Origin of the sequence: Gimesia fumaroli (assembly GCF_007754425.1) — a bacterium.
GTDB classification, from domain to species: Bacteria; Planctomycetota; Planctomycetia; order Planctomycetales; family Planctomycetaceae; genus Gimesia; species Gimesia fumaroli.
In genome coordinates this window covers 5,018,881-5,044,404 of sequence record NZ_CP037452.1, presented here as the reverse complement: position 1 = coordinate 5,044,404, position 25,524 = coordinate 5,018,881, and the positions used below count along the sequence as shown (strand labels likewise).

Annotated in this window: 26 protein-coding genes; 12 read left to right on the top strand and 14 right to left on the bottom strand. The window is 49.9% G+C overall.

Going from position 1 to position 25,524, the window contains the following annotated elements; translation table 11 throughout:
• Positions 1-3: 3 nt before the first annotated feature.
• From Enr17x_RS19130 to hypE, 8 genes are all read left to right on the top strand, one after another.
• A complete protein-coding gene (locus tag Enr17x_RS19130; protein WP_145311323.1) occupies positions 4-1,296 on the top strand; it encodes a Ni/Fe hydrogenase subunit alpha in 1,293 nt (430 codons plus the stop codon).
• Between the two features lie 25 nt (positions 1,297-1,321).
• A complete protein-coding gene (locus Enr17x_RS19125; protein WP_145311322.1) occupies positions 1,322-1,798 on the top strand; it encodes a hydrogenase maturation protease in 477 nt (158 codons plus the stop codon).
• Positions 1,791-2,162 (top strand): hydrogenase maturation nickel metallochaperone HypA/HybF, encoded by a 372-nt coding sequence (locus Enr17x_RS19120; protein ID WP_145311321.1) that lies wholly within the window; start codon positions 1,791-1,793, stop codon positions 2,160-2,162. The genes Enr17x_RS19125 and Enr17x_RS19120 overlap by 8 nt, the downstream gene beginning before the upstream one ends.
• A complete protein-coding gene (gene hypB / locus Enr17x_RS19115) occupies positions 2,159-2,848 on the top strand; it encodes a hydrogenase nickel incorporation protein HypB (RefSeq protein ID WP_145311320.1) in 690 nt (229 codons plus the stop codon). The genes Enr17x_RS19120 and hypB overlap by 4 nt, the downstream gene beginning before the upstream one ends.
• Positions 2,826-5,123 (top strand): carbamoyltransferase HypF, encoded by a 2,298-nt coding sequence (gene hypF, locus Enr17x_RS19110; RefSeq protein ID WP_145311319.1) that lies wholly within the window; start codon positions 2,826-2,828, stop codon positions 5,121-5,123. The genes hypB and hypF overlap by 23 nt, the downstream gene beginning before the upstream one ends.
• Positions 5,114-5,389, top strand: a complete 276-nt coding sequence (locus Enr17x_RS19105) for a HypC/HybG/HupF family hydrogenase formation chaperone (RefSeq protein ID WP_145311318.1) — start codon at positions 5,114-5,116, stop codon at positions 5,387-5,389. Before hypF ends, Enr17x_RS19105 begins: the two co-directional genes overlap by 10 nt.
• Positions 5,386-6,480 carry a hydrogenase formation protein HypD gene (gene hypD / locus Enr17x_RS19100; RefSeq protein ID WP_145311317.1) on the top strand — a complete coding sequence of 365 codons (1,095 nt, stop codon included), beginning with the start codon at positions 5,386-5,388 and terminating at the stop codon, positions 6,478-6,480. Before Enr17x_RS19105 ends, hypD begins: the two co-directional genes overlap by 4 nt.
• Before the next feature lie 79 nt (positions 6,481-6,559).
• Positions 6,560-7,597 (top strand): hydrogenase expression/formation protein HypE, encoded by a 1,038-nt coding sequence (gene hypE, locus Enr17x_RS19095; RefSeq protein WP_145314069.1) that lies wholly within the window; start codon positions 6,560-6,562, stop codon positions 7,595-7,597.
• Between the two features lie 19 nt (positions 7,598-7,616).
• On the opposite strand, the gene Enr17x_RS19090 is transcribed toward hypE, so the two are convergent.
• The 10 genes from Enr17x_RS19090 to atpD are packed head-to-tail and all read right to left on the bottom strand — an operon-like array spanning position 7,617 to position 14,990.
• Complete coding sequence (locus Enr17x_RS19090) at positions 7,617-8,123, bottom strand: CBS domain-containing protein (RefSeq protein ID WP_145311316.1); 507 nt, start codon at positions 8,121-8,123, stop codon at positions 7,617-7,619.
• 57 nt (positions 8,124-8,180) lie between these two features.
• Positions 8,181-9,083 (bottom strand): F0F1 ATP synthase subunit gamma, encoded by a 903-nt coding sequence (locus tag Enr17x_RS19085; RefSeq protein ID WP_145311315.1) that lies wholly within the window; start codon positions 9,081-9,083, stop codon positions 8,181-8,183.
• 1 nt (position 9,084) lies between these two features.
• Positions 9,085-10,632 (bottom strand): alternate F1F0 ATPase, F1 subunit alpha, encoded by a 1,548-nt coding sequence (locus Enr17x_RS19080; protein WP_145311314.1) that lies wholly within the window; start codon positions 10,630-10,632, stop codon positions 9,085-9,087.
• Positions 10,633-10,682: 50 nt separating this feature from the next.
• Positions 10,683-11,480 (bottom strand): F0F1 ATP synthase subunit delta, encoded by a 798-nt coding sequence (locus tag Enr17x_RS19075; RefSeq protein WP_145311313.1) that lies wholly within the window; start codon positions 11,478-11,480, stop codon positions 10,683-10,685.
• Between the two features lie 30 nt (positions 11,481-11,510).
• Positions 11,511-11,789: a F0F1 ATP synthase subunit C gene (locus tag Enr17x_RS19070; RefSeq protein ID WP_145311312.1), complete on the bottom strand. Its 279-nt coding sequence runs from the start codon at positions 11,787-11,789 to the stop codon at positions 11,511-11,513.
• A 14-nt stretch (positions 11,790-11,803) separates the two neighbouring features.
• Positions 11,804-12,532, bottom strand: coding sequence for a F0F1 ATP synthase subunit A (locus Enr17x_RS19065; RefSeq protein WP_145311311.1), 729 nt, complete (start codon positions 12,530-12,532; stop codon positions 11,804-11,806).
• On the bottom strand, positions 12,529-12,849 hold the full coding sequence (locus Enr17x_RS19060; RefSeq protein WP_198000675.1) for an ATP synthase subunit I: 321 nt from the start codon (positions 12,847-12,849) through the stop codon (positions 12,529-12,531). The genes Enr17x_RS19065 and Enr17x_RS19060 overlap by 4 nt, the downstream gene beginning before the upstream one ends.
• The gene (locus Enr17x_RS19055; RefSeq protein WP_145311309.1) at positions 12,846-13,202 is read right to left on the bottom strand and encodes an AtpZ/AtpI family protein; all 357 of its coding nucleotides are present in this window, start codon (positions 13,200-13,202) and stop codon (positions 12,846-12,848) included. Before Enr17x_RS19055 ends, Enr17x_RS19060 begins: the two co-directional genes overlap by 4 nt.
• Positions 13,195-13,590, bottom strand: coding sequence for a F0F1 ATP synthase subunit epsilon (locus Enr17x_RS19050; RefSeq protein WP_145311308.1), 396 nt, complete (start codon positions 13,588-13,590; stop codon positions 13,195-13,197). Before Enr17x_RS19050 ends, Enr17x_RS19055 begins: the two co-directional genes overlap by 8 nt.
• Positions 13,587-14,990 (bottom strand): F0F1 ATP synthase subunit beta, encoded by a 1,404-nt coding sequence (gene atpD, locus Enr17x_RS19045; RefSeq protein WP_145311307.1) that lies wholly within the window; start codon positions 14,988-14,990, stop codon positions 13,587-13,589. The genes Enr17x_RS19050 and atpD overlap by 4 nt, the downstream gene beginning before the upstream one ends.
• A 448-nt stretch (positions 14,991-15,438) precedes the next feature.
• On the opposite strand from atpD, the gene ppsA reads away from it, so the two are divergent.
• From ppsA to Enr17x_RS19025, 4 genes are all read left to right on the top strand, one after another.
• The gene (gene ppsA / locus Enr17x_RS19040) at positions 15,439-17,862 is read left to right on the top strand and encodes a phosphoenolpyruvate synthase (protein WP_145311306.1); all 2,424 of its coding nucleotides are present in this window, start codon (positions 15,439-15,441) and stop codon (positions 17,860-17,862) included.
• A gap of 50 nt (positions 17,863-17,912) precedes the next feature.
• Positions 17,913-18,368 carry a hemerythrin domain-containing protein gene (locus tag Enr17x_RS19035; protein ID WP_145311305.1) on the top strand — a complete coding sequence of 152 codons (456 nt, stop codon included), beginning with the start codon at positions 17,913-17,915 and terminating at the stop codon, positions 18,366-18,368.
• A gap of 65 nt (positions 18,369-18,433) precedes the next feature.
• Entirely contained in the window at positions 18,434-19,438 is a 1,005-nt protein-coding gene (locus Enr17x_RS19030) for a zinc-dependent alcohol dehydrogenase family protein (protein ID WP_145311304.1), read from the top strand.
• A 129-nt stretch (positions 19,439-19,567) separates the two neighbouring features.
• The gene (locus Enr17x_RS19025) at positions 19,568-21,052 is read left to right on the top strand and encodes a sulfatase (protein ID WP_232100777.1); all 1,485 of its coding nucleotides are present in this window, start codon (positions 19,568-19,570) and stop codon (positions 21,050-21,052) included.
• A 20-nt stretch (positions 21,053-21,072) separates the two neighbouring features.
• Here Enr17x_RS19025 and Enr17x_RS19020 read toward each other — a convergent pair whose 3' ends face one another.
• The 4 genes from Enr17x_RS19020 to Enr17x_RS19005 all read right to left on the bottom strand — a co-directional run bounded on the left by Enr17x_RS19020 (position 21,073) and on the right by Enr17x_RS19005 (position 25,330).
• Positions 21,073-21,960 (bottom strand): sugar phosphate isomerase/epimerase family protein, encoded by an 888-nt coding sequence (locus Enr17x_RS19020; protein WP_145311303.1) that lies wholly within the window; start codon positions 21,958-21,960, stop codon positions 21,073-21,075.
• 50 nt (positions 21,961-22,010) lie between these two features.
• Positions 22,011-23,027, bottom strand: a complete 1,017-nt coding sequence (gene aroF / locus Enr17x_RS19015) for a 3-deoxy-7-phosphoheptulonate synthase (RefSeq protein ID WP_145311302.1) — start codon at positions 23,025-23,027, stop codon at positions 22,011-22,013.
• A 357-nt stretch (positions 23,028-23,384) separates the two neighbouring features.
• On the bottom strand, positions 23,385-24,329 hold the full coding sequence (locus Enr17x_RS19010; protein ID WP_145311301.1) for a hypothetical protein: 945 nt from the start codon (positions 24,327-24,329) through the stop codon (positions 23,385-23,387).
• Between the two features lie 233 nt (positions 24,330-24,562).
• A complete protein-coding gene (locus tag Enr17x_RS19005; RefSeq protein ID WP_145311300.1) occupies positions 24,563-25,330 on the bottom strand; it encodes a 3-keto-disaccharide hydrolase in 768 nt (255 codons plus the stop codon).
• Positions 25,331-25,524: the final 194 nt, after the last annotated feature.

Genomic DNA, 25,524 nt, shown 5'->3' with positions numbered 1-25,524 from the left:
CAGATGGCTGACCGTACGATCAAAGTAGAAACGTTAACGCGAGTCGAAGGGGAAGGCGGGCTCTATGTTCGTTTGCGCGGTGATGCGGTAGATGAAGTGCGGCTGGAGATTTATGAGCCGCCTCGCTTGTTCGAAGCACTCTTGCGCGGTCGACCGCTGGAAGACGCACCCGATATTACGGCACGTATCTGTGGGATTTGCCCGGTTGCCTATCAGATGAGTAGCGTGCATGCGTTGGAGTCGGCCCTTGATGTGACTGCCTCAGCAGAGATACGCCGATTGAGGCGGTTGCTCTATTGTGGAGAGTGGATTGAAAGTCACGGCTTGCATATGCACCTGCTGCACGCTCCTGATTTTCTGGGCTTCGACAGCGGCCTGGATATGGCGAAGCAGTTTCCGGACGAAGTCAATCGGGGACTAAGACTGAAGAAACACGGCAATCAACTGGTGGATATGCTGGGGGGCCGGGCTATTCATCCGGTCAATGTCTGTGTCGGTGGTTTTTATCGCATGCCGCGGCGGGATGAATTCCAGAAACTGATTCCTGATTTCGAATGGGGCTTGAACGCTGCTGTGGAGACCACACGTTGGGTGGCCGGTTTTGAGTTTCCCGATTTCGAAACCGAATGCGAATACATTTCGCTGTCTCATCCCGATGAATATCCCATGAATGAAGGCTTCATGAAAACCAGCAGCGGCGATTCGATTGAAGTCAGCTACTATGAAGATGAATTCCAGGAACGACACGTTCCCCATTCGACAGCATTGCAGGCGATTCGCAAATCAACGGGGCGGCCTTATCTATTAGGTCCATTAGCACGCGTTAATCTGAATCGGGAACAGCTCTCGCCGACCGCGCGTCAATTAGCAGATGACGTGGGGCTGGAACCTCTGTGCAAAAACCCGCATCGGGCGATCATCGCACGCGGGCTGGAAATTGTGCATGCCTATGAAGAAGCGTTAATGATCATGCGCGGCGATCATCCGACCGGGAAGCCGCGTGAATCTTATTCGTATCAGGCGGGCGAGGGAATGGCTGCCACAGAAGCACCGCGGGGAACGTTGTTTCATCGCTATGTGATTGATGAAGCGGGCAAGATTGTGAAAGCGGTAATTATTCCGCCGACCTCACAAAATCAGGCACAAATTGAAGCGGATCTGAAACAATGGGTCACGCATGTGATGAGTGATGACGAGCAGGAAACGGCCCGGCAATGTGAAAACCTGGTGCGTGCCTATGATCCCTGTATCAGTTGTTCGACGCATTTTCTGAATGTGAAAATTGAGCGGACTTAGTAGTCAATTTGAAAGCGGTAACATCATGCAATCAAAGACCATGATAGCAGGGATTGGCTCTCCTCACGGTGATGATTGCGTGGGTTGGGAAATTGCCAACGCGATTCAAAGCAGAATCAGTGATCGAGCTTCTATCCGTCTGGTGCGAACTCCCGATGCATTACTCGATTGGATCGAAGATGTTCAGGAACTGGTGATTTGCGATGCCTGTCAGGGAGCGGGAGAAGTCGGCAGCGTTCATCAATGGGAGTGGCCTTGTCAAGAACTGGAATCAATCAACTGGTCGGGAACGCATAATCTTTCATTGCCAGCTGTTTTGGCATTAGCACAGCAACTGGAGCGACTTCCTGCATCAGTCCGCATCTGGGGTGTGGAAGTGCAGCAGGTCCAGCCTGATCAATCGATGTCTAACGCTGTCGAAGCGGGAGCGAAGATTGCAGCCGACTCGATTTGTAAAGCACTGAGTATTCCCCTGAATCAAATGGAGCAGCAGCATGCATGAACGCTCGCTGGTTCAACGTTTACTGCAGCAGGTTCAGCAAATCGTCGCTGAGGACGGGGGCGGTCAAGTTACGGAAATTCGAGTTCAGGTGGGGGATTTATCCGGCGTCGAACCGCTGCTGTTTCAAGCGGCATTTGAGGAAATGGTGTCTGATTTGTTTTCGTCTGAGTGTCAGTTGGCCTTGGATATCGTCCCCGTGATGGCGGTTTGTCATGCTTGTGGTCAGCAGTTTGAAATTGTCGATTTTCAGTTTCAGTGTCCTGCCTGCCCAACGGGAGCAGTGCAGGTGATTCAGGGGGACGAGGTGAAGCTAATCAGTATCAACGTCAGTTCAGACAACCCGGTAGAAGGAGTTGCCTCATGAATCAACGTACGATTATTGTCAAAAAAGATATCCAGGCAGATCAGAAAGCAGATGCAGCCGCTCTGCGTGAGCAACTGGGACGACGGGGAACCTTGGTCGTCAATCTACTCTCATCACCGGGATCAGGGAAAACGACGCTTCTGGAAGCAACGGCTCAAGAGTTTGCCGATCGACGAAGTATGGCGGTTCTGGTTGGTGATCTGGAAACAGACCGTGATGCACAGCGATTAGCGCCATTGGTTCCGGTCGCACAACTGACAACCGGCGGGGCCTGTCATCTCGAATTGCCGCTCGTACAGCGTGGACTTCAGGCTCTGGGCGATCCTGTCGTCGATTTTCTGTTTATAGAAAATATCGGGAATCTGGTATGTCCTGCGTCGCATGACCTGGCTGAGCATTTGCGAGTGGTACTGATCAGCACCACCGAAGGCGATGACAAGCCCGGAAAATATCCCAAGATGTTTCGCACCAGTCAGGCGATGGTGATTTCCAAGCTTGATTTACTGCCCCATGTCCCATTTTCCGTTGACGCTGTCACAGAGGACGCACGCCGGATTCAACCGGAGTTGGATGTGTTCACAAATTGTGCATTGAAGAGACAAGGCGTGTCGGACTGGTGCGATTATCTGGAACAGCAACATCAACAACTTTTGGATCGATACCATGCAACGGCAGGCAATCACTGATCTCACCGAAACCAAAATGGCCGTGCAGTTGACCCTGAACGGTCGTGTGCAGGGAATCGGTCTGCGCCCTGCAGTCGCACGTTGGGCACGCGAATTGGACTTAGTTGGTTGTATCAAAAACACGACCGGGGGGGTCGAACTGACAGTGGAAGGCTGTGCCTCTGCCATTACACGCTTTGAAAAAGAACTGGATTCACATCTACCTCAAGAAGCCCGTATTGAAAAACGGCAACGGAGACGCTGTACCGAGCGTGGATACACGGGGTTTGAAATTATAAGTGGTCAAGCAGATGGGCCTTTAGCCACACAAGTTCCTACTGATCTTGTCGTCTGCCCCGAGTGCCTGGCTGAGGTTTCCGATGAAACGAACCGACGCGATGATTATCCCCTGACGAGTTGCACCCACTGCGGACCCCGGTATTCCATCATTAAAACAATGCCTTACGAGCGGGAACAAACGGGGATGGCTGAATTTCCGCTCTGCGATTTATGCCGGGATGAATACCAGTCTGCCACGGATCGCCGGTTTCACGCACAAACGAATGCCTGTGCCGCCTGTGGTCCCGGTATCTGGTCTACCGATTCCAAAGGTCAACAGCTTGCATCGGGACGCGACGCACTGCACTTCGCAGCCGCTATGTTACTGCAGGGAAAGATTCTTGGCTTACGTGGGCTGGGCGGTTATCAACTGCTGGTAGATGCGACATCCGAAACTGCGGTAGCGAATCTACGAGAACGAAAACGGCGTTTCGGTAAGCCTCTGGCAGTGATGGTGGCTTCCGTAGAACAGGCGGAGACGCTGGTCTATCTCAGCAACTCAGAACGTAGAGAACTAACCAGTTCTGCCGCCCCGATTGTATTGTTGCCAGCACGAACTGATTCTAGCGTGGCGCCGAACGTCAATCCCGGCTTGAATCTGCTGGGAGTGATGCTGCCCACGACGCCCCTGCATTGGTTATTGCTGCAGCAGTGCTCTGGTCCGCTGGTGGTGACGAGTGCCAATCTCGAAGAAGAACCGCTGGCTTATCAAAGTGAACGCATTGGAGTTCAACTGAAGTTAGTCGCCGATCTCTGGCTGGAGCATGATCGGCCCATTGAACGTCCGATTGATGATAGTGTCGTGCGCTGGATGGCGGGGCGGTGCGTGACCATTCGACTGGCTCGTGGCCTCGCACCCTATCCTTTGGACCTGCCATGTGACGAACCCTTGTTCGCTCTGGGGGGACATCAAAAAGCGGCATTAGCACTCTGTAACGGCCGGCAAAGTATTCTGGGGCCGCATATTGGTGATCTGGAAAATTTGGCTTCTCGTGAACGATATCAGGACCAGTTACAGGCCTTACAAACATTATACGGGATTGAGCAGGCATCGTTTCTCTGCGATGCGCATCCCGATTATTTCACTTCACAGTGGGCGGAACGGCAGTCAGCATTACTGGAAACGGTGCAGCATCACCATGCGCATATCGTCGCTGGCATGCTGGAGCAGGGCTGGCTCGACAAACAGGTATTAGGTGTTGCCTTTGATGGAACCGGATGGGGCGACGATCAAACAATCTGGGGGGGAGAATTCCTGTTATCCACGGCAACCGGTTACGAGAGAGTCGCGCACCTGCGACCGTTTCCTTTACCCGGCGGCGAACGTGCTGTCCGCGAACCGTGGCGGGTTGCTGTCTCCCTGGTGGTGCAGGCAGCAGGAAAACAGGCGGCTTCCCAATTGAAACTGACAGCAGAGCCGATCGAACCGTTTTTGACAATCATCGATTCAGAGCGTTACTCACCGAAAACAAGCAGCGCCGGTCGTCTGTTTGATGGCGTGGCGTCGCTGGTTTTGGGAGTGACCCATGCGGAATTCGAAGGGCAGGCGGCTATGATGCTGGAATCGCACTGTGATCTGTCCGAAACGGGGAGTTATGAAATCGTATTGCAGGCAGGCAAGCCGATTCAACTCGATTGGCGTCCGCTGGTTTCTCAGATACTGAAAGACCGAGCCAGAGGAGTTGCTCCGTCTGTGATGGCGATGCGTTTTCACCGCGGGCTGGCTCAAGCAGTGGCTCGATTGTGTCGTCAGTATGCTCCGACGCCTGTTGTTCTGGGGGGCGGCGTATTTCAAAATCGATGTCTGGTGGAATTGTTCGTTGAGGAATTTGCAGAGAATCAGCAGCCACTCGGATTACCCGGAATGATTCCCCCCAACGATGGCGGTCTGGCGGCGGGGCAATTGGCGGTTGCGGTTGTTCGACGAAATCAGAAAGGGGCGGGCCGATGTGTTTAGGAATTCCGGGAAAAGTGGTTCACTGGCTGGAACGGGAAGGGGCGTTCTCGCAGGCCGAAGTGGAATTCGATGGGGTCCGCCGGGTTGTACATATGGCGTGTGTCACCGAAGCGGAGTTGGGAGATTATGTGGTCGTTCACGCGGGAATTGCCATCAGCCGCATCGATCCGATTGAAGCGAAACGGATCTTCGAAACGATCGCCGGATGGGGCGACGACGAAGGCTGGCGTCCAGAACGACTCGAAGAACCTGAGGCACCTCAATGAAATATCTTGACGAATATCGCGATCCTGAGGCCGCTCGGTTATTATTGGATGAAATACGCAGAGTCTCCACTCGTTGCTGGACATTGATGGAAGTCTGTGGCGGGCAGACCCACAGCTTGTTAAGACATGGTATTGCCGCTGAACTGGAAGGGACGGTGGAGTTAATCCATGGTCCCGGCTGTCCCGTCTGTGTGACGGATCAGGAAGCGATCGATTTTGCTTGCCAGTTGGCACAGCGCGACGATGTGATACTGGCAAGCTTTGGTGATATGTTACGCGTACCGGGGAGCCGCGGTTCATTGCTCGATGCCAGAACGGCTGGCGCGCGAATTCAGATCGTTTATTCACCTTTGGATGCCGTGCAACTGGCGCGGAAGCATCCAGAGAAGCAAGTTGTGTTTTTTGCTGTCGGCTTTGAAACGACGGCGCCTGCGACTGCGCTGGCTGTCAAGCAGGCCGCTCGGGATCAACTCGACAATTTCAGTCTGATTGTTTCGCATGTGCGTGTGCAGCCTGCGATGGAGTCTTTGGTTCAGGCACCCGATAATCGGGTTCAGGCTTTCCTGGCAGCCGGGCATGTCTGCACGGTGATGGGGTATGAATCGTACGAGTCGTTTGTAGAACAGTATCGCTTGCCGGTGGTTGTGACAGGTTTTGAACCACTGGATTTACTTGAAGGAATCCTGGCGTGCGTCAAACAGCTTGAAGCGAATGAGGTACGACTTGAGAACCGATATGCCCGCACGGTACAGGCAGCCGGTAATCAGTCAGCACAGGATCTCGTACGGGAGATCTATCAAATCTGCGATCGCGCGTGGCGTGGTTTCGGAGTCATACCAGAGGGAGGCCTGGAACTGTGTCTGGAGTGGCGTCAGTATGACGCTCGCACGCGTTTTTCTGAACCTGCTTTACCGGTGCTGGGCATCGATGAATGCCGCAGTTTTGATGTGATGACCGGGCATCTCAAGCCTCCCGATTGTCCTCATTTCAGAAAGTCTTGTAATCCCGAATCGCCGCTGGGAGCGCCGATGGTCTCTTCTGAAGGGGCATGTGCGGCCTACTATCGTTATGGAATGACAGCCAGCCATTGATTGAACAGAAAAGTCAAACTCAACATAGTTATTTTCAAACATGCATGACAAAGAGCAAAACGCGTTTTCTTCCTGGCAGATGAATTGCCCCGTTTCCATTCCCACTAATGCAGACTATGTGACGCTGGCCCACGGGGAAGGGGGGCGCCTTTCACGGAAATTGATTCAGGAACGAATTGTTCATGCACTGAGTAACGAAACTCTGCTGGCGATGAATGACGCCGCTCAACTCCCACGGGTGACGGGGGCTTTGGCGCTGACGACAGACAGCTTTGTGGTTTCCCCTTTGTTTTTTCCGGGAGGCGATATCGGCACGCTCGCCGTTTATGGAACTATCAATGATTTAGCCGTCAGTGGTGCCAGGCCGCTCTGGCTCACGCTTTCGCTCATTATGGAAGAGGGTTTGCCGCTGGTGATTTTGGATCGTGTGTTGCAAAGTATTGCGGAAGCGGCTCAACAGACGGGAGTTAAGATAGTGGCCGGTGATACCAAAGTGGTTCCCCGGGGAGCCGCGGACGGCTTGTTTATCAACACAGCGGGGGTCGGTGAGTTAATCGCACCAATCCCATCCGGTGCAGCAACACTACAGGAAGGTGATGAATTGATTGTCAGTGGCACCATCGGTCGTCACGGCATTGCGATTTTAGCTGTACGGGAAGAACTGGGGTTGGAGCCGCTGCCCTCCAGTGACTGTGGATCTTTGCTGCGACCTGTTGAAATCCTACGCGAATCAATGGGGCATCAGGTTCGCTGTCTGCGTGATGCCACCCGGGGAGGGGTTGCCGCTGTGATGCAGGAATGGGCGGAAGCGAGTGGCATGACGCTGAGCATCGAAGAACAAAGTCTCCCTGTCTCGCCGGTAGTACGGGGAATTTCAGAGTTATTGGGGCTTGATCCACTACATATCGCCAATGAAGGGACAATGATGATCGCTGTCAAACAGGGGGCCGGAGCGGATGCGGTTTCTTTCTTGAAATCGCTACCGGAAACGGCTGATGCCCAGGTGGTCGGGACGGTAAAACACCGGGGCATTGCAGCCGTGACCATCAAGCGGACCCTAGGCGCAGAACAGCCTTTGGATGATCCGCTCGGGAGTCCTTTGCCACGAATCTGCTGATCCGTGTTTTCAGAAGGCTTTAACCACGGTCAATATTAAATCTGAGATTCATGATCTGCGAGGTATCGCGTAATTGCCGTTCGTGATCACTCGTATGCACGATTTGACTGTAGTAGGTTTCCATCTCTTTCAGAATATCAGAGCGACTGACGATGCCTAGCAGTTCTCCGTTTTCTACGACCGGTAGATGATGGACGTTATGGCTCGTGAAAATAGAGACAATTGAAAACAGTTCGGTTTCAGGGGCGATACAGATTGGATGCGCGGTCATGATGGTTTTCGCACTTTGTGGCGGACTGGGGTTACCAAAAAAGAGTTCATTGGAAACTGCCTTCAGACAATCGCCTTCTGAGATAAAGCCCAGGAGAAATTTCTTGTCATGCTTGATTTCAGCTACAGGTGCGTTCGAAAGTTTATGTTTCAGTAAGAAGCGAATGACCTCGGTGAGAGTCATGTCGGGCGTCACTACTTCCACGTAGTGTGTCATAAAATTCTTGGCATGAGGTGATTGTTTAGGATCGTTCATGGGTTTGCGCTTTCTATGAGGTAGGTGTTTGAATGAGTCACTTTTACGATTTCTATTTTATCCTGATTCGTTCAATTTGGAATCTTTCAAGGCTTCGAATCCCGTGACGACATCAAGTAATTCTTCTGTTATCGAAGTCTGTCGCTGTTGATTAAAGTCTGATTGCAGATTTACGAGTCGTTCTTTGATATTGCGTTCGGCAGCCTGCATGGAGGCGATTCGGCTGGCATTTTCACCCGCCAGCGATTCCGCACAGGCGCGAAACAACGAGACGAAAAGATACTGGCGAATCAGCCGCGAGAGGAGAACACTGCGATTCATCGTAAACAGGGGGAGCGTGCGTGAAGGCCAGCTTCGTTCTTGATGGCGGAAAAACCGTTCCGGATCAATCGGGAGTAGCTGTAACGCATGCGGTTTGTAGGTCGAGGCTGAAACACGCTGGTTGTAGAAAATAAAGATGCGTCCTAAACGTCGCTGGTGACGCCACTGATCAATGTTGGTCAGGATATCAGTGACCAGGGGGGCGATGCTTGTAGCGGAGCCCGGTAGAGTGAACTCGAAATCGACGTCGACACCCGTATCCTGTATTTTTCCCTGGATGCGGGAGCCGATCACCATCCAGGCGAATTGATCCAATCTCAAATTGTCATCAGAAAAATATTCAGAAGCGTACAAAGCAATCTGCTCATTGAATTGCCCGCACATTCCCTGATCAGATCCAAAAATAATAATGCCGGTAGCCCCATCTGTATGTAACTCTGAGAGACTGGTTTCCCGCTCCAGATCCCAGAGTACCATTTTGAGCCCCTGTTCGACCGTTTCCGAGTAATCTTCCAGTGAGTCTACGGCCTGTTCATACTGTCGAATACTGACCGCTGCCAGAGTTTTCATGGTGCGTACGACGGACTGCAAATCTCTGGTGCTATCAATACTCCGCTTTAATGTTTCCAGGTCTTGCATCTTACGGACTGTCTTCAGGAGTTTTGTGATGAAATTTGTGAATGAGTTCTTTGGCAGTATTAATAATCGTTTGTTGATTTTCTTCAGTGAGTTTATGGCCTTCCTGAATTGCCTCACTCAGGTCTGGAAAATCATTGATCAGGATTTTTTGCACGAACTCTTCTGTTTTTCGAATCTGAGATAAATCGGTCTCGTCAAATGCGCCTCCGGCCATTGCCAGTAACACGGTAATCTGTTCGGGGACGGAAAGCGTTTCATATTGGGGCTGTTTGAATATTTCACGAACCCGGCGACCTCGTTCGAGTGTGGCCAGCGTTTCTTCATCCAGTCGACTGCTAAACCGGGAAAATGCTTCCAGCTCTTCAAACTGGCTGTAAGAGAGCCTTAAGTCGCCAGCTACGGCGCGATAAGCGGGGAGCTGTGTTTTACCACCGACACGGGACACCGATCTGCCGACATCGACTGCGGGCAAAATCCCTTTTTGAAAGAGATGAGGTGAAAGATAAATCTGGCCATCGGTAATCGAGATCAGATTTGTCGGAATATAGGCAGACAGGTTTTGGGCTTCGGTTTCCGCGATCGGCAGTGCTGTCAGGGAACCGCCACCCAAAGAATCTTTTAAATGCGTCGAACGTTCCAGCAGACGGGAATGCAGATAAAAAATGTCGCCGGGGAATGCTTCCCGTCCCGGAGGTCGTCTCAACAGCAGTGATAATTCGCGATACGAGCGCGCATGGGAAGTGAGATCATCGTAGACAACGAGTACATCTTTTCCCTGATCCATGAAATATTCGCCCAGCGTTGTCGCTGCGTAAGGTGCGACAAACTGCAGGCCGGGGGGCGCATCGCTTTCAGCAACGACCACAGCCGTATATTCAAGAGCACCATGATTTCGCAGATCGTCAATCACTTTAGCGACTGCCGTATTGCGCTGGCCAATCGCGCAGTAAATGCAAATTACATCTTTATTATGTTGATTGATAATCGTATCAATGGCGACAGCGGTTTTTCCCGTTTGTCGATCTCCCAGAATCAGTTCTCGTTGACCACGACCGATGGGAATTAATGCATCAATGACTTTGATACCGGTTTGTAGAGGAACGGTCACCGGCGCACGGTCGGTAATCGAAGCGGGATCTCGTTCATAAGGTCTGCGCTCAGCTGCAGAAACCGGCCCATGACCATCCAGTGGACGGCCTACGGGATCAATGACGCGTCCGATTAATGATTCGCCGACAGGCACATCCAGCAGGCGGTGGGTCCGCCTTACTTCATCGCCGGCTGTCAGTTGTTCGCTGTGGTCCAGTAAGACGACGCCGACTTCATCTACGTCCAGGTTTAATGCCAGGCCGAGAACGTGGTTGGGGAACTGCAACAGTTCTTCCGATTGGACATTGGGTAAGCCGCTGACGCGTGCATGGCTGCGACCGACGTACGTGACTTTGCCGACTTCGATCGGTTGTGGCTCAAAATTATGCTCTGCCAGCACACCATCAAATTTTTCAAAGGTACGATCGAGGAGTGCTTTGATCTCGGGAGAAATCGACATATCATACTTTCAATATGGTTCAGTCAGCCTGTTTGAATACACATTTCTGGTTACGATGTTGAGGGGACTTCTATTCCTGATTCCAGCGTAATCACTTCATTCAGCGATTGAACAAACTCCTCTTCCAGTTCCTCAAGCGGTTCCTGGATATTCCAGGCAATTTTGTAACCTCCGACATGAAAGTCAATTCCACAAATCAGTTCGGGCTTTTCCTCAAAATCGATGTCGACATCGGTGCTTAGAAATTCATGCACGAATGAAGTGATCTTTTTACGGTCTGCTTGACTCAGGGCAAACGCACTTTCCACCAAGATGCGATTTTGTGTTGATTCGAGCAGGGAAATGAATTGTTTTTTTTGTTGCTCGTCAATTCCTTTGATTCGGTCAAGAAACACCTGAATCGTCTGTTGTTGCAAATCCGTATTGGCGAGTTCTTTTAAAACACATTGGCTCATATGATGGATATGGCCCGCCATGCGAAGTCGGGCTTCACGCATAAATGATTCGCGTTCCCGATGCAGAGCACGATACCATTCCGTTTTTTCCTCATCTACTTCGGCGCGGGCACGTGTCAGATGTTCCTCACGCCAGCGTTGAATATCTTTTCCTGCGTCGGCCAGTAATTCATCTTTTGCATGGGCCAGTTGCTCTGTTTTCTCTTTATAGGTTGCTGCTTCGGATTCTGCCTGTTGCTGAAGCTTGATTGCATTCTCATGCTCTGTTGCAATCTTCTGTTCCCGTTCCTGCATGGCGTTGAGGATCGGTTTATAGAGGAAGTGCGATAACAACCAGACCAGGACCAGGAAGTTGAGAATCTGAGCGGTAAAAGTAAACCAATCAATGGCCATAGTTTAATCCTGACTTCTATTTCAAAATGATCAACCGCCGTTTGCCTGCAGAAAGTAGTTCCAGAACGGATTCGCAAAAATCAAAATCATGGAAATCACGAAACAGTAAATTGCCGTTGATTCCACCATCGCCAGACCGACAAACAGGGTACGAGTAATGGTGCTTGCTTCATCGGGTTGTTGAGCGATCGCACTCAGTGCCTGGGCGAGTGCCCGTCCTTCACCCAAGGCAGGTCCGATTGAGCCAAGGGCAATGGTGATTCCTGCGGTAAAGATGGAGACGGCTGCAATAATCGTATTTGAATCCATAGAAATATCCTCTTTCAGTTGCTCTTTGTATTTACAGGTTCCGTGTGATCGTCTGGAACGTTTTCTTTAACGTTATTTTCGTGATTTGAATGTGTTGCAGATGCGATGTAGACCATAGCCAGGACAGAAAAAATATAAGCCTGAATGATTCCGGTCAGTAATCCAAACGCCTGCATCAGAATCGGCACAAACAGTGGGACAAATCCCAGCAGAATTGCACCGATGACAGCGCCGCTCATCATGTTTCCGTAAAGGCGAACTGCCAGAGCCAATGTGCGTGAGAGCTCGCCGATGATATTAAAAGGCAGCATGAAAATGGACGGCCTGATATATTGTTTCATGTATCCCAGAAAACCCTGATGAGCAATGCCATAAATGGGAACGGCCACAAACACACACGTTGCCAGTGCGGCTGTTGTGGAAAGTGAACCGGTGGGAGGATGATAGCCGGGGACGATCGCCATAATATTGGAAACGGCAATAAATAAGAACAAGGTTCCGATAAATGGGAGATAGGAGCCGGGGTTCTGCTGGCTGACTTCCTGAATCTGATCGCGCAGGCCGATTACAAGCACTTCCAGCAGGTTCTGACCACGAGACAACTTTGTACTGGAAGAGAGCCGGCGTGTGATCAGCCAGGATACAAAAACCAGCAACGCCATGATGAGCCAGGTAAATAGAATCGTCCGGTTCAGGATAATGAATTCCCATTGCCAGAGCGGTTCATCGGGAGAAATATTCATGAAAATGTTTCTCCTGAAATTGTCGAATTGTCCGGTCGCAACTGACGCGTGCAGACATAGCGGGCGATTATAAAGCCAAGCAGGCAGGCGACCATTCGTTGCCAGCGTCCCGTTTCTGAGAGCCAGATTCCAACAAACCAGAACCCGGCAAGTGTGATCAGGGTTCGGCTCATCCCACTCATCAAAAATAAGAGCCAGGGGTGTCTGGCTTTGGGGAGTTGCTTGATGGTGTACCAGAGCCCGCCGAAAAAGAGGACTCCCAGTAGCGTGCCCGCAATGCAGCTCGCAATCAGCTGGAATGTCAAAAGTTGATTCATGATTCGATATTTCCTTCTTTGTGCAGCCATTTCCAGGCATTAAAGCAGCCTAAGCAAATTCCACCGATCAGCAGCATCAAACTCCATGAGTAGCGGGAAGGCCAGCGTGAATCGATCCACATCCCGATGATTGCTCCCGCAACTGCTGGTACTGTGACCGACCAGCCAATCAGGCCGAACATTCCGAGTCCAAACCAGATCGTATGATGTTTCTCACTTTTGGCTTTTAGTTTTCGCATTTCCTGAGCGGCAATCCGTTGTTCAATTTCCGTCTGATTATGCAGATGAAGTTGGTGCGGCTCAAAGTTCGCTTTAGTCGAATCACCATTTTGTTCCGGGGAGGACTCAGACATCAACGTTCGCTCCCTGTTTTACAAAGTGTCTGAGAATATCTGCTTCGAGTTTGGCAATCGCGGATCGGACCTGTCGCTCTCGCTCATGGAATTCTTCAAATTGCTCGGCAACTCTCTGGCGGAGTGTGCCCAGATCGTCTCCCTGAACGGCATAAATTGTTGAGACACGCACCTCTGATCCGGTTTTTGTTAAAATGCCCCCGCCAATTCCCAGATAATTTTCGCAGTTTTGTTCATCAACGAATGTCAGAATTCCAGGCAGCAGTGCCGATAAGAAGTCGACATGTTTTGGCTTTAAACAGAAGGAACCATTTTCCGCTTCTGCGATGATCTTTGTCACCGGCTGGTCGACTTTGATTTCGGAGGGTAATAAGATTTTCAGGTTCATTTGGTGTCGCTCTTTTTCACTTCCGCTATGGAACCAATCATATACAGGGCGCGTTCCGAGACATCGTGAAATTCGTCATTTAAGATTCGTTCGCAACCATCCAGGGTTTCTTCCAGTGAGACAAACTTGCCTTCATAGCCGGTAAATTGCTCGGTACTGAAAAACGGTTGTGTCATAAACCGTTCCAAGCGGCGTGCCCGATTCACCGTTCGTCGGTCTTCGCGGGAGAGCTCTTCCAGCCCCAGCATGGCGATGATGTCTTTGAGGTCTTCGTAATTCGCCAGTGTTTCCCGTACTGCTTGCGCAACCTGATAGTGATGATCGCCTACAATGGGAGGCATCAGCATTTTGGAACTGGAGTTCAATAAGTCGATAGCGGGGTAAAGCCCTTCCGAAGCGCGTTTGCGAGACAGAACCACGGATGTGGAAAGGTGGGCGAACGTATGGACGGCGGATGGGTCTGTAAAATCATCAGCGGGTACATAGACGGCCTGTACCGAAGTAATCGATCCATTCGTGGTCGTACAAATCCGCTCTTCCAGTTCTGCGAGATCGGAAGCCAGCGTCGGTTGATAGCCTACCCGTGAAGGAAGTTCTCCCATCAATCCTGAAACTTCGGTCCCTGCCTGAATGAATCGGAAGATATTGTCAATCAGCAGAAGTACGTCCTGTCGTTGATCGTCGCGAAAATATTCCGCCATGGTCAAGGCGGCATGTCCTACTCGATAACGGGCACCCGGCGGTTCGTTCATCTGGCCGAAGACCATGACCGTGTTTTCGAGGACTCCTGCCTCTTTCATTTCACGATATAATTCTTCGGCTTCCCGGCAGCGCTCACCAATGCCACAGAACAGACTGACTCCTTTATGCGCCCCGACAACATTATGAATCAACTCGGTGATTAACACGGTTTTCCCGACGCCGGCCCCTCCAAATAGTCCTGCTTTACCGCCTCGTTCCAATGGAGAAAGCAGATCAATGGCTTTAATTCCGGTCTTGAAAATATCGGAGCGAGGCGGGCGTTCAACTAATGCCGGTGAGTCATGGTGGATCGAACGCAAGTTAGTATTTTCAAGCGGTTTTCCGACATCAATGGTTTGTCCGAATACATTTAACATCCGTCCCAGCAATTCTCGTCCTACGGGAACTTTGAGTGGGTGGCCGGTATTGTTGACTTTTGAACCGCGTGATAACCCGCGTGTGGATGTTAAAGCAATGCCACGGATGGTGTGATTATTTAACTGGGTGAGGACTTCAATCACGATTTCCTGATCATCGCCCGCATGCAACTCACTTTGGACTGGAGGCAAATGATGGGGGAAATAGGCATCAATGACACTACCTCGAACCGAGAGAATCGTTCCCTGGTTGAGCTCATTGGTCAGGAATTTCTGCTGCATTGAGAATGACATCCTTCCTGTTCTAAACAGGTTCCCAGTTGACTTATAACTTCATGTTATCAAATTGGCAGCCCTCTGACTACTTGCTCATAGTTGTGAAAATGATTGATATTTTATCAGAACGCAAGCGATTGAAAATGAATTATGACTGTTTTAGAAGATATTATAATTTCACTGAGTGGGATCTCTCTGACTAATGGTTTCCCCCATGGGCGTACCGGGCATCGCCTCTATTGAAGTCCTACAAATTCATGGTACTAATGAAACTGACAAAATATAGGAATGGAACAGTGACAGGAAAATTTGATTGATATTCTCAGACTTTATATAATCGCAGGCTGGTCTTCGGTACACAGTGGTTTGATTCGAAGAGGATAAGCCGCTTGGAGTCTGGAAGCACCGAGCAGTGATGACGCACATTCAAAATTAGAGAGCAAGGAGTAGCACTGTGACAACGAAGGAGCCTCAGGTTTTATGGTTCGAGGAAATTAGCATCGGTGATGTCCCTGCGGTGGGAGGGAAGAATGCCTCGTTGGGGGAAATGTATTGCAATTTGAATTCCAAAGGGATCTCCGTACCCAATGGATTTGCCACGACGGCCTCCGCGTACCGTCTGTTTATGTCTGAGACAGGACTGGATCAACAGATCCGAGAAATCCTCCAGGATCTGGATACCTCGGACATTACGAATCTTCAGGAGCATGGCTTAAAGGTCAGGCATGCGATTCTCTCTGCTGAAATTCCGGAAGTCATCCGGGAGGAAATTCAACAGGCGTACCGAAGTCTGAGCGACAATCGGGCCGGAGGCATTGATGTGGCTGTGCGCAGTAGTGCGACCGCCGAAGATTTACCCGATGCCAGTTTTGCCGGGCAGCAGGAGTCTTATCTGAATGTGCAGGGAGAAGCCAACTTACTGGATACCTGCCGTCGCTGCTTTGCATCCCTGTTTACGGATCGTGCGATTTCGTATCGCACAGAAAAAGGCTTTGACCATTTCGATATTGCACTTTCCATTGGTATTCAGCGGATGGTGCGTTCGGATCTGGCTTCGTCCGGGGTCATGTTTTCCATTGACACCGAAACCGGGTTTCGGGATGCGGTGTTAATCAACGCCGCCTATGGGTTGGGGGAAAATGTCGTTCAGGGAAGTGTGAATCCGGATGAATATTATGTATTCAAGCCGATGCTCAAAACCGGCTATAAACCGATTTTGAAGAAGTCACTGGGGTCGAAGGAGTTCAAACTGATCTATGATACCGGCGGCGGGAAAATGACCCGTAATGTACCCGTTGATGTGGCTGATCGCAAACAGTATGCACTCAGCGAAGAAGATATTCTGACATTGGGACGCTGGGCCTGTTTGATTGAAGATCATTATTCCAATGTGCAGGGACACTTCTGTCCGATGGATATGGAATGGGCCAAAGATGGCGTTACAGGCGAATTATTTATCGTCCAGGCCCGACCTGAAACCATTCATTCGAATAAAGAGATTAAACGGTTAAAGACTTATCATCTCAATCAGCGCGGGACAGTGCTGACTTCAGGTCATAGTGTCGGGGAACGAATCGGTCACGGCGTCGCACGCGTGGTTCAAAGTGCGGAAAACCTGAATGAAGTACAGCCCGGGGATGTTTTAATCACCGACAGGACAGATCCGGACTGGGAACCGATCATGAAAAAGGCGGCGGCGATTGTCACAAACCGGGGTGGCCGGACCTGTCACGCTGCGATTGTAAGCCGGGAACTGGGGCTCCCGGCGATCGTCGGTGCGGAGGATGCCACGACCGCGATTGCTTCCGGAACCATGGTGACCGTCTCCTGTGCCGAGGGTGATACCGGTTTTGTGTATGAGGGGCAGCTTGATTATAACGTCGATGAAGTTGATCTCTCTGAATTACCACAGCCGAAAACTAGCGTGATGATGATCGTGGGGAATCCCAATGAGGCCTTTCGTCTTTCGATGCTTCCCAGTAACGGGGTTGGGTTGGCACGGATGGAATTCATTATCAATTCGTTCATTCGGATTCATCCGATGGCACTTCTGGAATATGACCAGTTGAAGGACCCGACTTTAAAAGACGAAATCGATCGTCTGACGCCCGCTTATACAAATAAACCTCAGTTTTTTATCGACACGCTGGCTCAAGGCGTGTCCATGATTGCGGGGGCCTTTTATCCACGTGATGTGATCGTGCGAATGAGTGATTTCAAAACGAATGAGTACGCCAATTTGATTGGCGGCCAGCTCTACGAGCCGAAAGAAGAGAATCCGATGATTGGGTTTCGAGGGGCTTCCCGATACTATCACCCACACTACCGTGATGCCTTTGGCCTGGAGTGTCAGGCCATGCGCAAGGTGCGTGAAACGATGGGTCTGAAGAATATGAAACTGATGATTCCCTTCTGTCGTACGGTGGACGAAGGAAAAAAAGTTTTAGAAGAGATGGCCAAACATGGCTTGCACCGCGGAGAAGATGGCCTTGAAATCTACATCATGTGTGAAATTCCGAGTAATGTGATTCAGGCCGAGGCATTTGCGGAAATCTTTGATGGTTTTTCGATTGGTTCCAATGACCTGACGCAATTGACGTTGGGCGTTGACCGGGATTCAGAAGTGGTGGCGCACATCTTTGATGAGCGCGATCCTGCTGTAATGGATTCGCTTGCAGCGGCGATTCATCGCGTGAAAGGGGCGGGGAGAAAAATCGGGATCTGCGGTCAGGCTCCCAGTGATTACCCTGAAATCGCAGAATTCCTGGTGAAGCAGGGGATTGACAGTATTTCACTCAATCCCGATGCCGTTCTGAAAACGGTCACACGCATTGCCGAGGTCGAGGCTGAGTTGGGGGAAAAAGTCAGCGTGTCATAAATATATCGCAAACAGAATGATAATAATAAAACGAACCGGAAAAGGAGGAGATGATGAACAAAAACATGAATTCCCACGAGCATTTGCAGTATCTGTTGGATGAGCATGAGCAAATCCTGACGCACATGAAAGAGTTAAATGACTGGTGGACCGAGCTCGATGAACGTGGATTGCCCAAATTCGGTGAGATGGGAACCCGAGTGGAGCGATTTCGTGAACTGCTGGCCAAGCACTTCGAAGACGAAGAGCAGGAAGGCTACTTTAAGCCGGTGTTAGATGAATCACCTGGTTTTTGCATCATGGTACCTGATTTCAAAGAGAAACATTCTACGATTTTAGGCCGGATTGATGATTTTATTGCACGTCTCAAAGATCCGGAACCACCTTTTAAAAACTGGAACGGTGCATTCCAGGAGTTTGAGAAATTGCTGGCCGATCTCCGGGAACATGAAAATCGGGAAATCCAACTGGTCCAGGAAGCATTCGACAAGTCATCTTCTCATTAATGTTAAAACTGAATCGGGAATGAAGTCCCTTTGACGAATATCAGTATGATGGAGAAAAAGCCCTGATGAAAGCCATGGTACTGAATCAGCGTGCTGACATCAGTCGTTCTCCTTTATCGCTGGTCGATGTTCCTGCACCTGAGCCGGGACCAAAGGAAATTCTGATTCGCGTGCATTGTTGTGCAATTTGCCGAACTGATTTGCATGTGATTGAGGGAGATTTGCCAGAAACAAAGTCTCCCATTATCCCGGGGCATCAGGTGGTGGGGACAATCATTAAAATGGGGTCGGCTTGCAAGCGTTTTCAAATCGGTGATCGAGTTGGGATTGCCTGGTTGCGCAGTACCTGTGGTATTTGCGAGTTTTGCCAAACCGGGCGCGAGAATCTATGTGAGCAGTCCCATTTCACCGGTTATCATGCCGATGGAGGCTATGCCGAACTGGCCGTGGTACTCGAAGCTTATGCGTATGCAATTCCGGACGTCTTCAGTGATACCGAGGCAACGCCCTTACTCTGTGCGGGAATTATTGGTTATCGTGCCTTAAATCGAAGTGAATTAAAGCCGGGTGAGCGATTGGGGATTTATGGATTTGGTTCCAGCGCACATGTGGTGATTCAAATTGCCCTGCACCGAGGCTGTGATGTTTTTGTTGTCACACGTGGGGAAAAGCATCGTAAACTGGCACGTGAAATGGGAGCGGTCTGGGCGGGGGAACGAGCCGAACAGATACCCGTCAAAGTTCACTCGGCGATTATATTTGCACCTGCTGGTGAACTTGTCCCTGCTGCTTTAAAACAACTCGAAAAGGGGGGCACGCTGGCGCTGGCGGGAATTTATATGTCTGACATTCCTCAGTTGAATTATGAGGAAACGTTGTTTTATGAACGCAATTTGCGATCTGTCACAGCGAACACCAGAATCGATGGTCAAGAACTGTTGTTGGAAGCCGCTGAAATTCCAATCCGTCCTCACATCACAACTTATTCATTACAAGATGCGAACCGGGCCTTGAACGATTTGAAAAACGACCAAATCAATGGGACAGGCGTTTTAATAATGGAATCTTGATTGCACGGCAGGCAGCACTTTCAGGCAGTTTTACTGTGTACAAGACTGTGTGCCTGTGTCAAACTCTAGACTGAAGGTTGTTGTTTTTTATGCCAGTCAGTCTGTGTTTGTTGGCGGGAGTTCTTTTCTGTGAATCCGGTTTCCATCTTGCATTTGAGAATAGTAATTCTTGCTTTTGTCTGTCTATTGCACTGGTTGCCCGGTCAAGCAATCGCGGCGCAGCAGAAACAGCGTCCCAATGTACTGTTTATTGCCATCGATGATTTAAGAACAGAACTGGGGTGTTATGGGGTCCCTCATGTGCAGAGCCCCTCTCTGGACCGACTTGCGTCACAGGGAGTTCTGTTTACAAATCACTTTGTCCAGGTTCCGACGTGCGGAGCATCCCGTTATGCTTTGTTGACCGGGCGCAGTCCCCGAAATTCAGGCGTCACTCGCAGTAATCAAGCCTTCTATCGCGGGAAATCAGCACTCTCTGCCACGCAAACGGTCGGAGCTCAGACACTGCCGGAACTGTTTCGCCGCAGTGGTTATCATACAACGTGTATTGGGAAAATCTCGCATACAGCCGATGGTCGTGTGTTTGAATATAACGGAAAGGGAGATGGCCGTGATGAATTGCCTCATGCCTGGGATGATCTGGCGACTCCCTTCGGATCCTGGAAACGGGGTTGGGGCATCTTTTTTGCCTATGCGAACGGGCGCAGTCGCGAAGATGGCTCTGGTATTCGTGATCTAATGGAATTCACTGTCGAGCAGGATGAAGATCTGCCCGATGGATTGCTGGCCCAACAGGCGATTCAGAAGCTCGGTGAGTTGAAACAGCAGGAACAGCCATTCTTCATGGGACTTGGTTTTTTCAAACCGCACCTGCCTTTCGTAGCTCCTGAGCAAGATTGGGAAGCCATGTCACGTGTGACGATTCCCCCACCGCCTCATCCTGAGAAAGTCAATTCTCCCTACTGGCATAAAAGTGGTGAGTTTTACAGTTACAACATGGAATATGAAAAAACGCGTCCCTTAGATCAAGCCGCCCAAATCAAGACACGGCGGGCGTATCTGGCATGCGTACGTTATGTCGATCGGCAGGTTGAAAAAGTACTTACTGCGCTGGATAAACTGGGATTAAGTGAGAATACAATTGTTGTCGTCTGGGGAGATCACGGCTGGTTTCTGGGGGACTCTGCACTCTGGGCCAAGCATGCACCATTTGAACGTGCTTTAAAGAGTACGCTGATTATCCGTGCGCCGGGAGTTTCGCAGGCAGGTTTGAAATCTGCTGCTCTGGTTGAGACGGTTGATCTTTATCCCACCCTCGTCGATCTTTGTCAGCCTGAATTTCAAAAGACGGAGTATCCATTGGACGGTATCAGTCTGAAACCTATCTTGGATGGGAGTAAGACTGATGTGCGCGAAGCAGCGTTGAGTTATTGGAACAAGGCGATCAGTGTGCGGACGAAAACACATCGTCTGATTGCCACTACCGGCAAAAAGCAGCCGACGAAACTGGAACTTTATGATATTTCAGAGACGCCTGATCCGGTGGAGAATCTCGTAGACAAACAGCCGGAACAGGTGCAGGAGCTATTAAAGTATCTCCCGTCACGGAAGTAATCTGGCTGCTTAGATCCGGTTCAAATTAAGTGGGTTTTCATCCACGTCAGATACTCAGCCGCAAAATCATTCAGGTTTTCCAGACTGCCGCCGCCACGAATGGGTGAGCACATTTCATAGGTTGCGGTGCCGTTGAAACCGCCTTCTTTCAAGCCGTGGAAAAAGGCAGAGTAATCGATGAACCCGGTACCAAATTTGACAGCACGTACTATGTCAGGCTGCAGGCGCTGATAATTGATCACTTCAGGCTGATAGTTGAAACGGGGGAGCCTGATGTAATCGGCATTGGTGGTGATGGCGGTATAAGGCGCCATTTTTCGGGCTGCTTCGAACAGATTTTCTTCGCGCAGTGCAGGGGACCAGGCATCAAAGCCGAGCTTGCAGTTCGGTCGGTCGATATCGTGCAGTAGTTCTAATAATGCATCAGAGTGGACGCCGACGTCGTGGTGATTCTGGACGGCGACTGTGACATTATAAGCGGCGGCACGGTCGCAGCATTCCTGGAGTGCTGATACGACTTGACACCAGAGAGCGTGTGGAGTCTGTTGTGGGGAGTCGTAAGCGGTAAAAATGCGAACGGTTGAGGCGCCCAATTGCTGTGCCAACTGTGCTAACTGCTGGACATACTGGATTTGGAATTCCAGAAAAGGAACCTCAGCGGCTCCTGTACCAGAAAAATCGGTGTAGCCGCCGATGATCGAACACTTGATTTGATGTTCATCGAGCGCGTGTTGAATTGAAGCGACTTTTTCAGGAGTCACATCCAATGGAGACAGGTGAGGCCGTTTGCCCATTAGCATCACCGAATCATAACCCAGTTGAGAAGACTGGGCGATGAATTCGGTCAGGTTCAAGGTGGATTGTCCCCAAAAACCAGCATAACTCACTGAAAAGAGGCAAAGCTTCATGATCGGGCTCCAACGGTCAAGCGGTGAACTCAGTGTTCGTCAACAGACGATTATCCTAATTCCTTCCCGATGGCTGCGGCCACTTTGCGGCAGGTCTCCATCGTATCAGCGAAAACTTCTGGAGTCAGTGACTGGGCACCATCGCTCATCGCGCGAGAAGGATCAGGGTGAACTTCGAGGATCAATCCATCACAGCCGGCGGCAATCGCGGCGGCACACATGGGAGGAACCAGACTGGCGATGCCGGTACCGTGACTGGGGTCAATCACAACAGGCAAGTGTGTTCGCTCATGCAGGTAAGGGACCGTTGCCAGAGGCAAGGTGAATCGGGTATGTGTTTCGAATGTTCTCACTCCCCGCTCACAAAGCATGACCTGCTGATTACCCTGGTCGAGAATGTATTCTGCGGCGAGAAGGAATTCTTCAATAGAGGCGGAGGGGCCTCGTTTGAGCAGTACAGGAGTACGCGTTTCACCGACTGCTTGCAGCAGGTGATAGTTTTGCATGTTGCGGGCACCAATTTGCAATACATCGGCATATTGGCAGAGCATGTCAACGTGTTCGGGAGTCATGACTTCGGTGACGACGGCAAGTCCTGTTTCTTCACGTGCCAGGGCCAATAGCTTTAAGCCTTCTTCTTTCATTCCCTGGAACGAGTAAGGGCTGGTTCGTGGTTTGAAAGCACCACCTCGTAACCCAGTTGCACCAGCTGCTTTCACCTGACGGGCAACCTGCAGTATTTGTTCTTCACTTTCCACGGAACAAGGGCCTGCAATCACACCAACATGAGAACCTCCAATTTTAAGATCACGTATCTGGACGACCGTGGGTTCCGGTTTGGTTTCTTTGCTGGCGACTTTATACGAAGCGATGATAGGAACGATTTTTTCTACTTCGTCGCACGATTCAAGCTCTGCCTGATGGCCGTCTCGTTTAACACCAGCGGCTGCAATCACAGTTCGTTCTTCGCCAACGATGACATGTGCTTTCAGCCCCATTTCTTCCACACGCTTCACCATTGCCTGGACCATTTCCGCTGTGGCATTAGGCTTCATTACTACTATCATGGCTTTGACTCGTTTCTATTTTAGACTCAGGGTATAAAAAAAGCCCTGTAACCAGGCAGGTTACAGGGCCAATCGAATTCAGGGTTTGTTCATCTATTGTGAACGATGTATGCTCGATCGGTCTGGTAACCTGTTCCGGTAAACCAATAGCTAAAAAAGTGCCAGGCTGAAACATAAGTCAGCCGCACGAAATTAAAGCTAAAAGTACCAAACCGATGTGTCACGGAGAAACTCCAAAACAATAAAATTACTAATTCAACGAAATTTCTTTCTGAATCACTTCAAGCTCAATCATACTCCTGTACGGGGAATCAAGTCAACTGATATTCCATCAAGTTTCTACTGGTCTTGCAGTCGTCAGGAAGAAGACTCATTTGAATTGCGTTTTTTAAGCTTGGAAAAGCTGATTGATGTTTTTTGATTGAGGGGGGGAGGATCTGTTTTTAATTGGGCAGGCGGTTTGGGGATTGTCTGTTTTTGAGTATGGGTTCCAAACAGACTACGATACATGGCTGTATTAAAGTGTTCCGGTAGACGATCCGGGCGCATTTCCGGATGCTGGCCACTACGCTCGATACGAATTCGCTGGAGGGATTTCATCGTGGCGGAATCGTTAAAGCACTCAGAGGGATAACAGGCAATGATCGCGCCCAGCATTTTTTCCCAATGATCATCTGTTTTACTGGAGAGGCCGGCGGGGAAAGAGATACGCAGGCCGGCTGTGATGAGATCCCATGTTTGAACCGGGTGAGGTGCATTCAGATTAGAGACCTGATCTTCTCCAAAATCTCTGGAACGGGCCGTTTCATGCGCGAATTCTTCCAAGCCAAATCGGAAGACCAGTTGTCCTAGAAACAAGTCGGTCCAGCGTTCGATTGAACGTCTGATACGATTGATGCTTTTTAAAGTCTCCAGGCTCATGTGTTTTTCAGACACGAGAATTGTCAACGCCAGCTTTTTGACGTCAAGAAATGATAAAAAGAGACTCCGGGATATCGGCTCAGCCTGGCATTGATTACGTCTTTTGTCAGCGGCAGTGAATACCGCGGTAACAACACGAACCAGCATTTCTTCAGCGAAGAAGTCCTTGAGGATCACTTCCAGTTCTTTTTCAGAGATTGAAGAATCCCCGTCTGCATTGGCAAATGGCTCCAGAACTTTACGGCGTTGTTTCAGATGTTCCTGTCCATGAAACCAGAAATCGTAAAGCGCTGTGGGAGAGAAGGGGTTTGTTCCTTCAGCCAGAGAGAGACTTTTCGATGCAATCAGTGCAGCGACTTCTGCTGTTAATTGTGAATTCAAGATAATACCGTTTTTCCCAGAGTAAAGAAAAAGAGGGCTTGAAACCACGCACTATTCCAAACCCTTCTCTCTCTTTACGAATGCAAAACCGATACCGCTCGTTTTCTGAATTGACGAATTATCTCCTAAATGTAACAGGTTTATCAGTTTATGGATTAGCTCAAATTAGAATCACCCGATAGTCTGGTGAGTTTGTTCATCAGTCTGTTGATATTTATCAACATTTTGTTTTTTTACTTCGGTGCCGTATTCGCGACTTCCTGCTGAGTTAACTTGCGAAGTCGGATATTTTTCAAAGCGGCTGTTGTAGCGAATGATGTAATTCCAAAGGGGCGGGAAAGTTCGACTTCATGACGAATCGAAATTTTGCGGTCCTTCAAATTCTGATCGACGATCTGTTTTCCATCCAACCAGGCCTGAATTTTATGATCCGTCACCTGGAGACGGATTTTATACCACTGCTTCTTCTTAAAGGTCTGGAAGGTGGTGGTACTGTTTTGAGAGGCATCATCTCCATCAATACTGGAAATTCCGCACAGGCTGCCGCCCCAGCCACCAAGAATGAAGGAACAGGGATCTTTTTTAACTGGAAAAGTCAAACCACAGAAGAAATCTGTACCATCGACACGCATGGCTTCCAGCTCAACTTCGTAGTTGGTTTTGGGAAGGTTTTTGATTTTTGTCAGCGTGACGCCGGTCAAATCGACGCCCATTTCCAGCATCAGGTTCCCATCCTTGACATGGACTTCCCCTTCTCCACCAAACTCAGGGACTTTCCAGCCTTCGAGATTTTTGCCATTGAATAGTGATACCCATGGAGTTGCGTTTTTCTTTTTGTGGGTGTCTGCCTTGGCTGCTTTCTTATCGGATGATGCTTCTTTTTTCTTTTCGGCAGAAACCGATCCTGACAAGGTAACAAACAGAATCAGGCAGAACAGCAGACAGATTTGAGGGAAACGATTTCCTGACAGTGAACAGGGAAGGACAATGGTTTTGTTCATGGAAGGACCTGATGCTCTCTAAAAATTGATCTGAAAAGGAGTTAGCTGCAGTAATATTAGAAATGAACCGTCCCGGCTCTTAAAGTGAAAAAAGTCTCTTTCTTTGGATTATAACGAATTCAGCGGGGAATCAAATGAAGTGAGGGAATTCACTAGTGGTGAACGTAAAATCCATGCTCCCCGGACTCATTTTT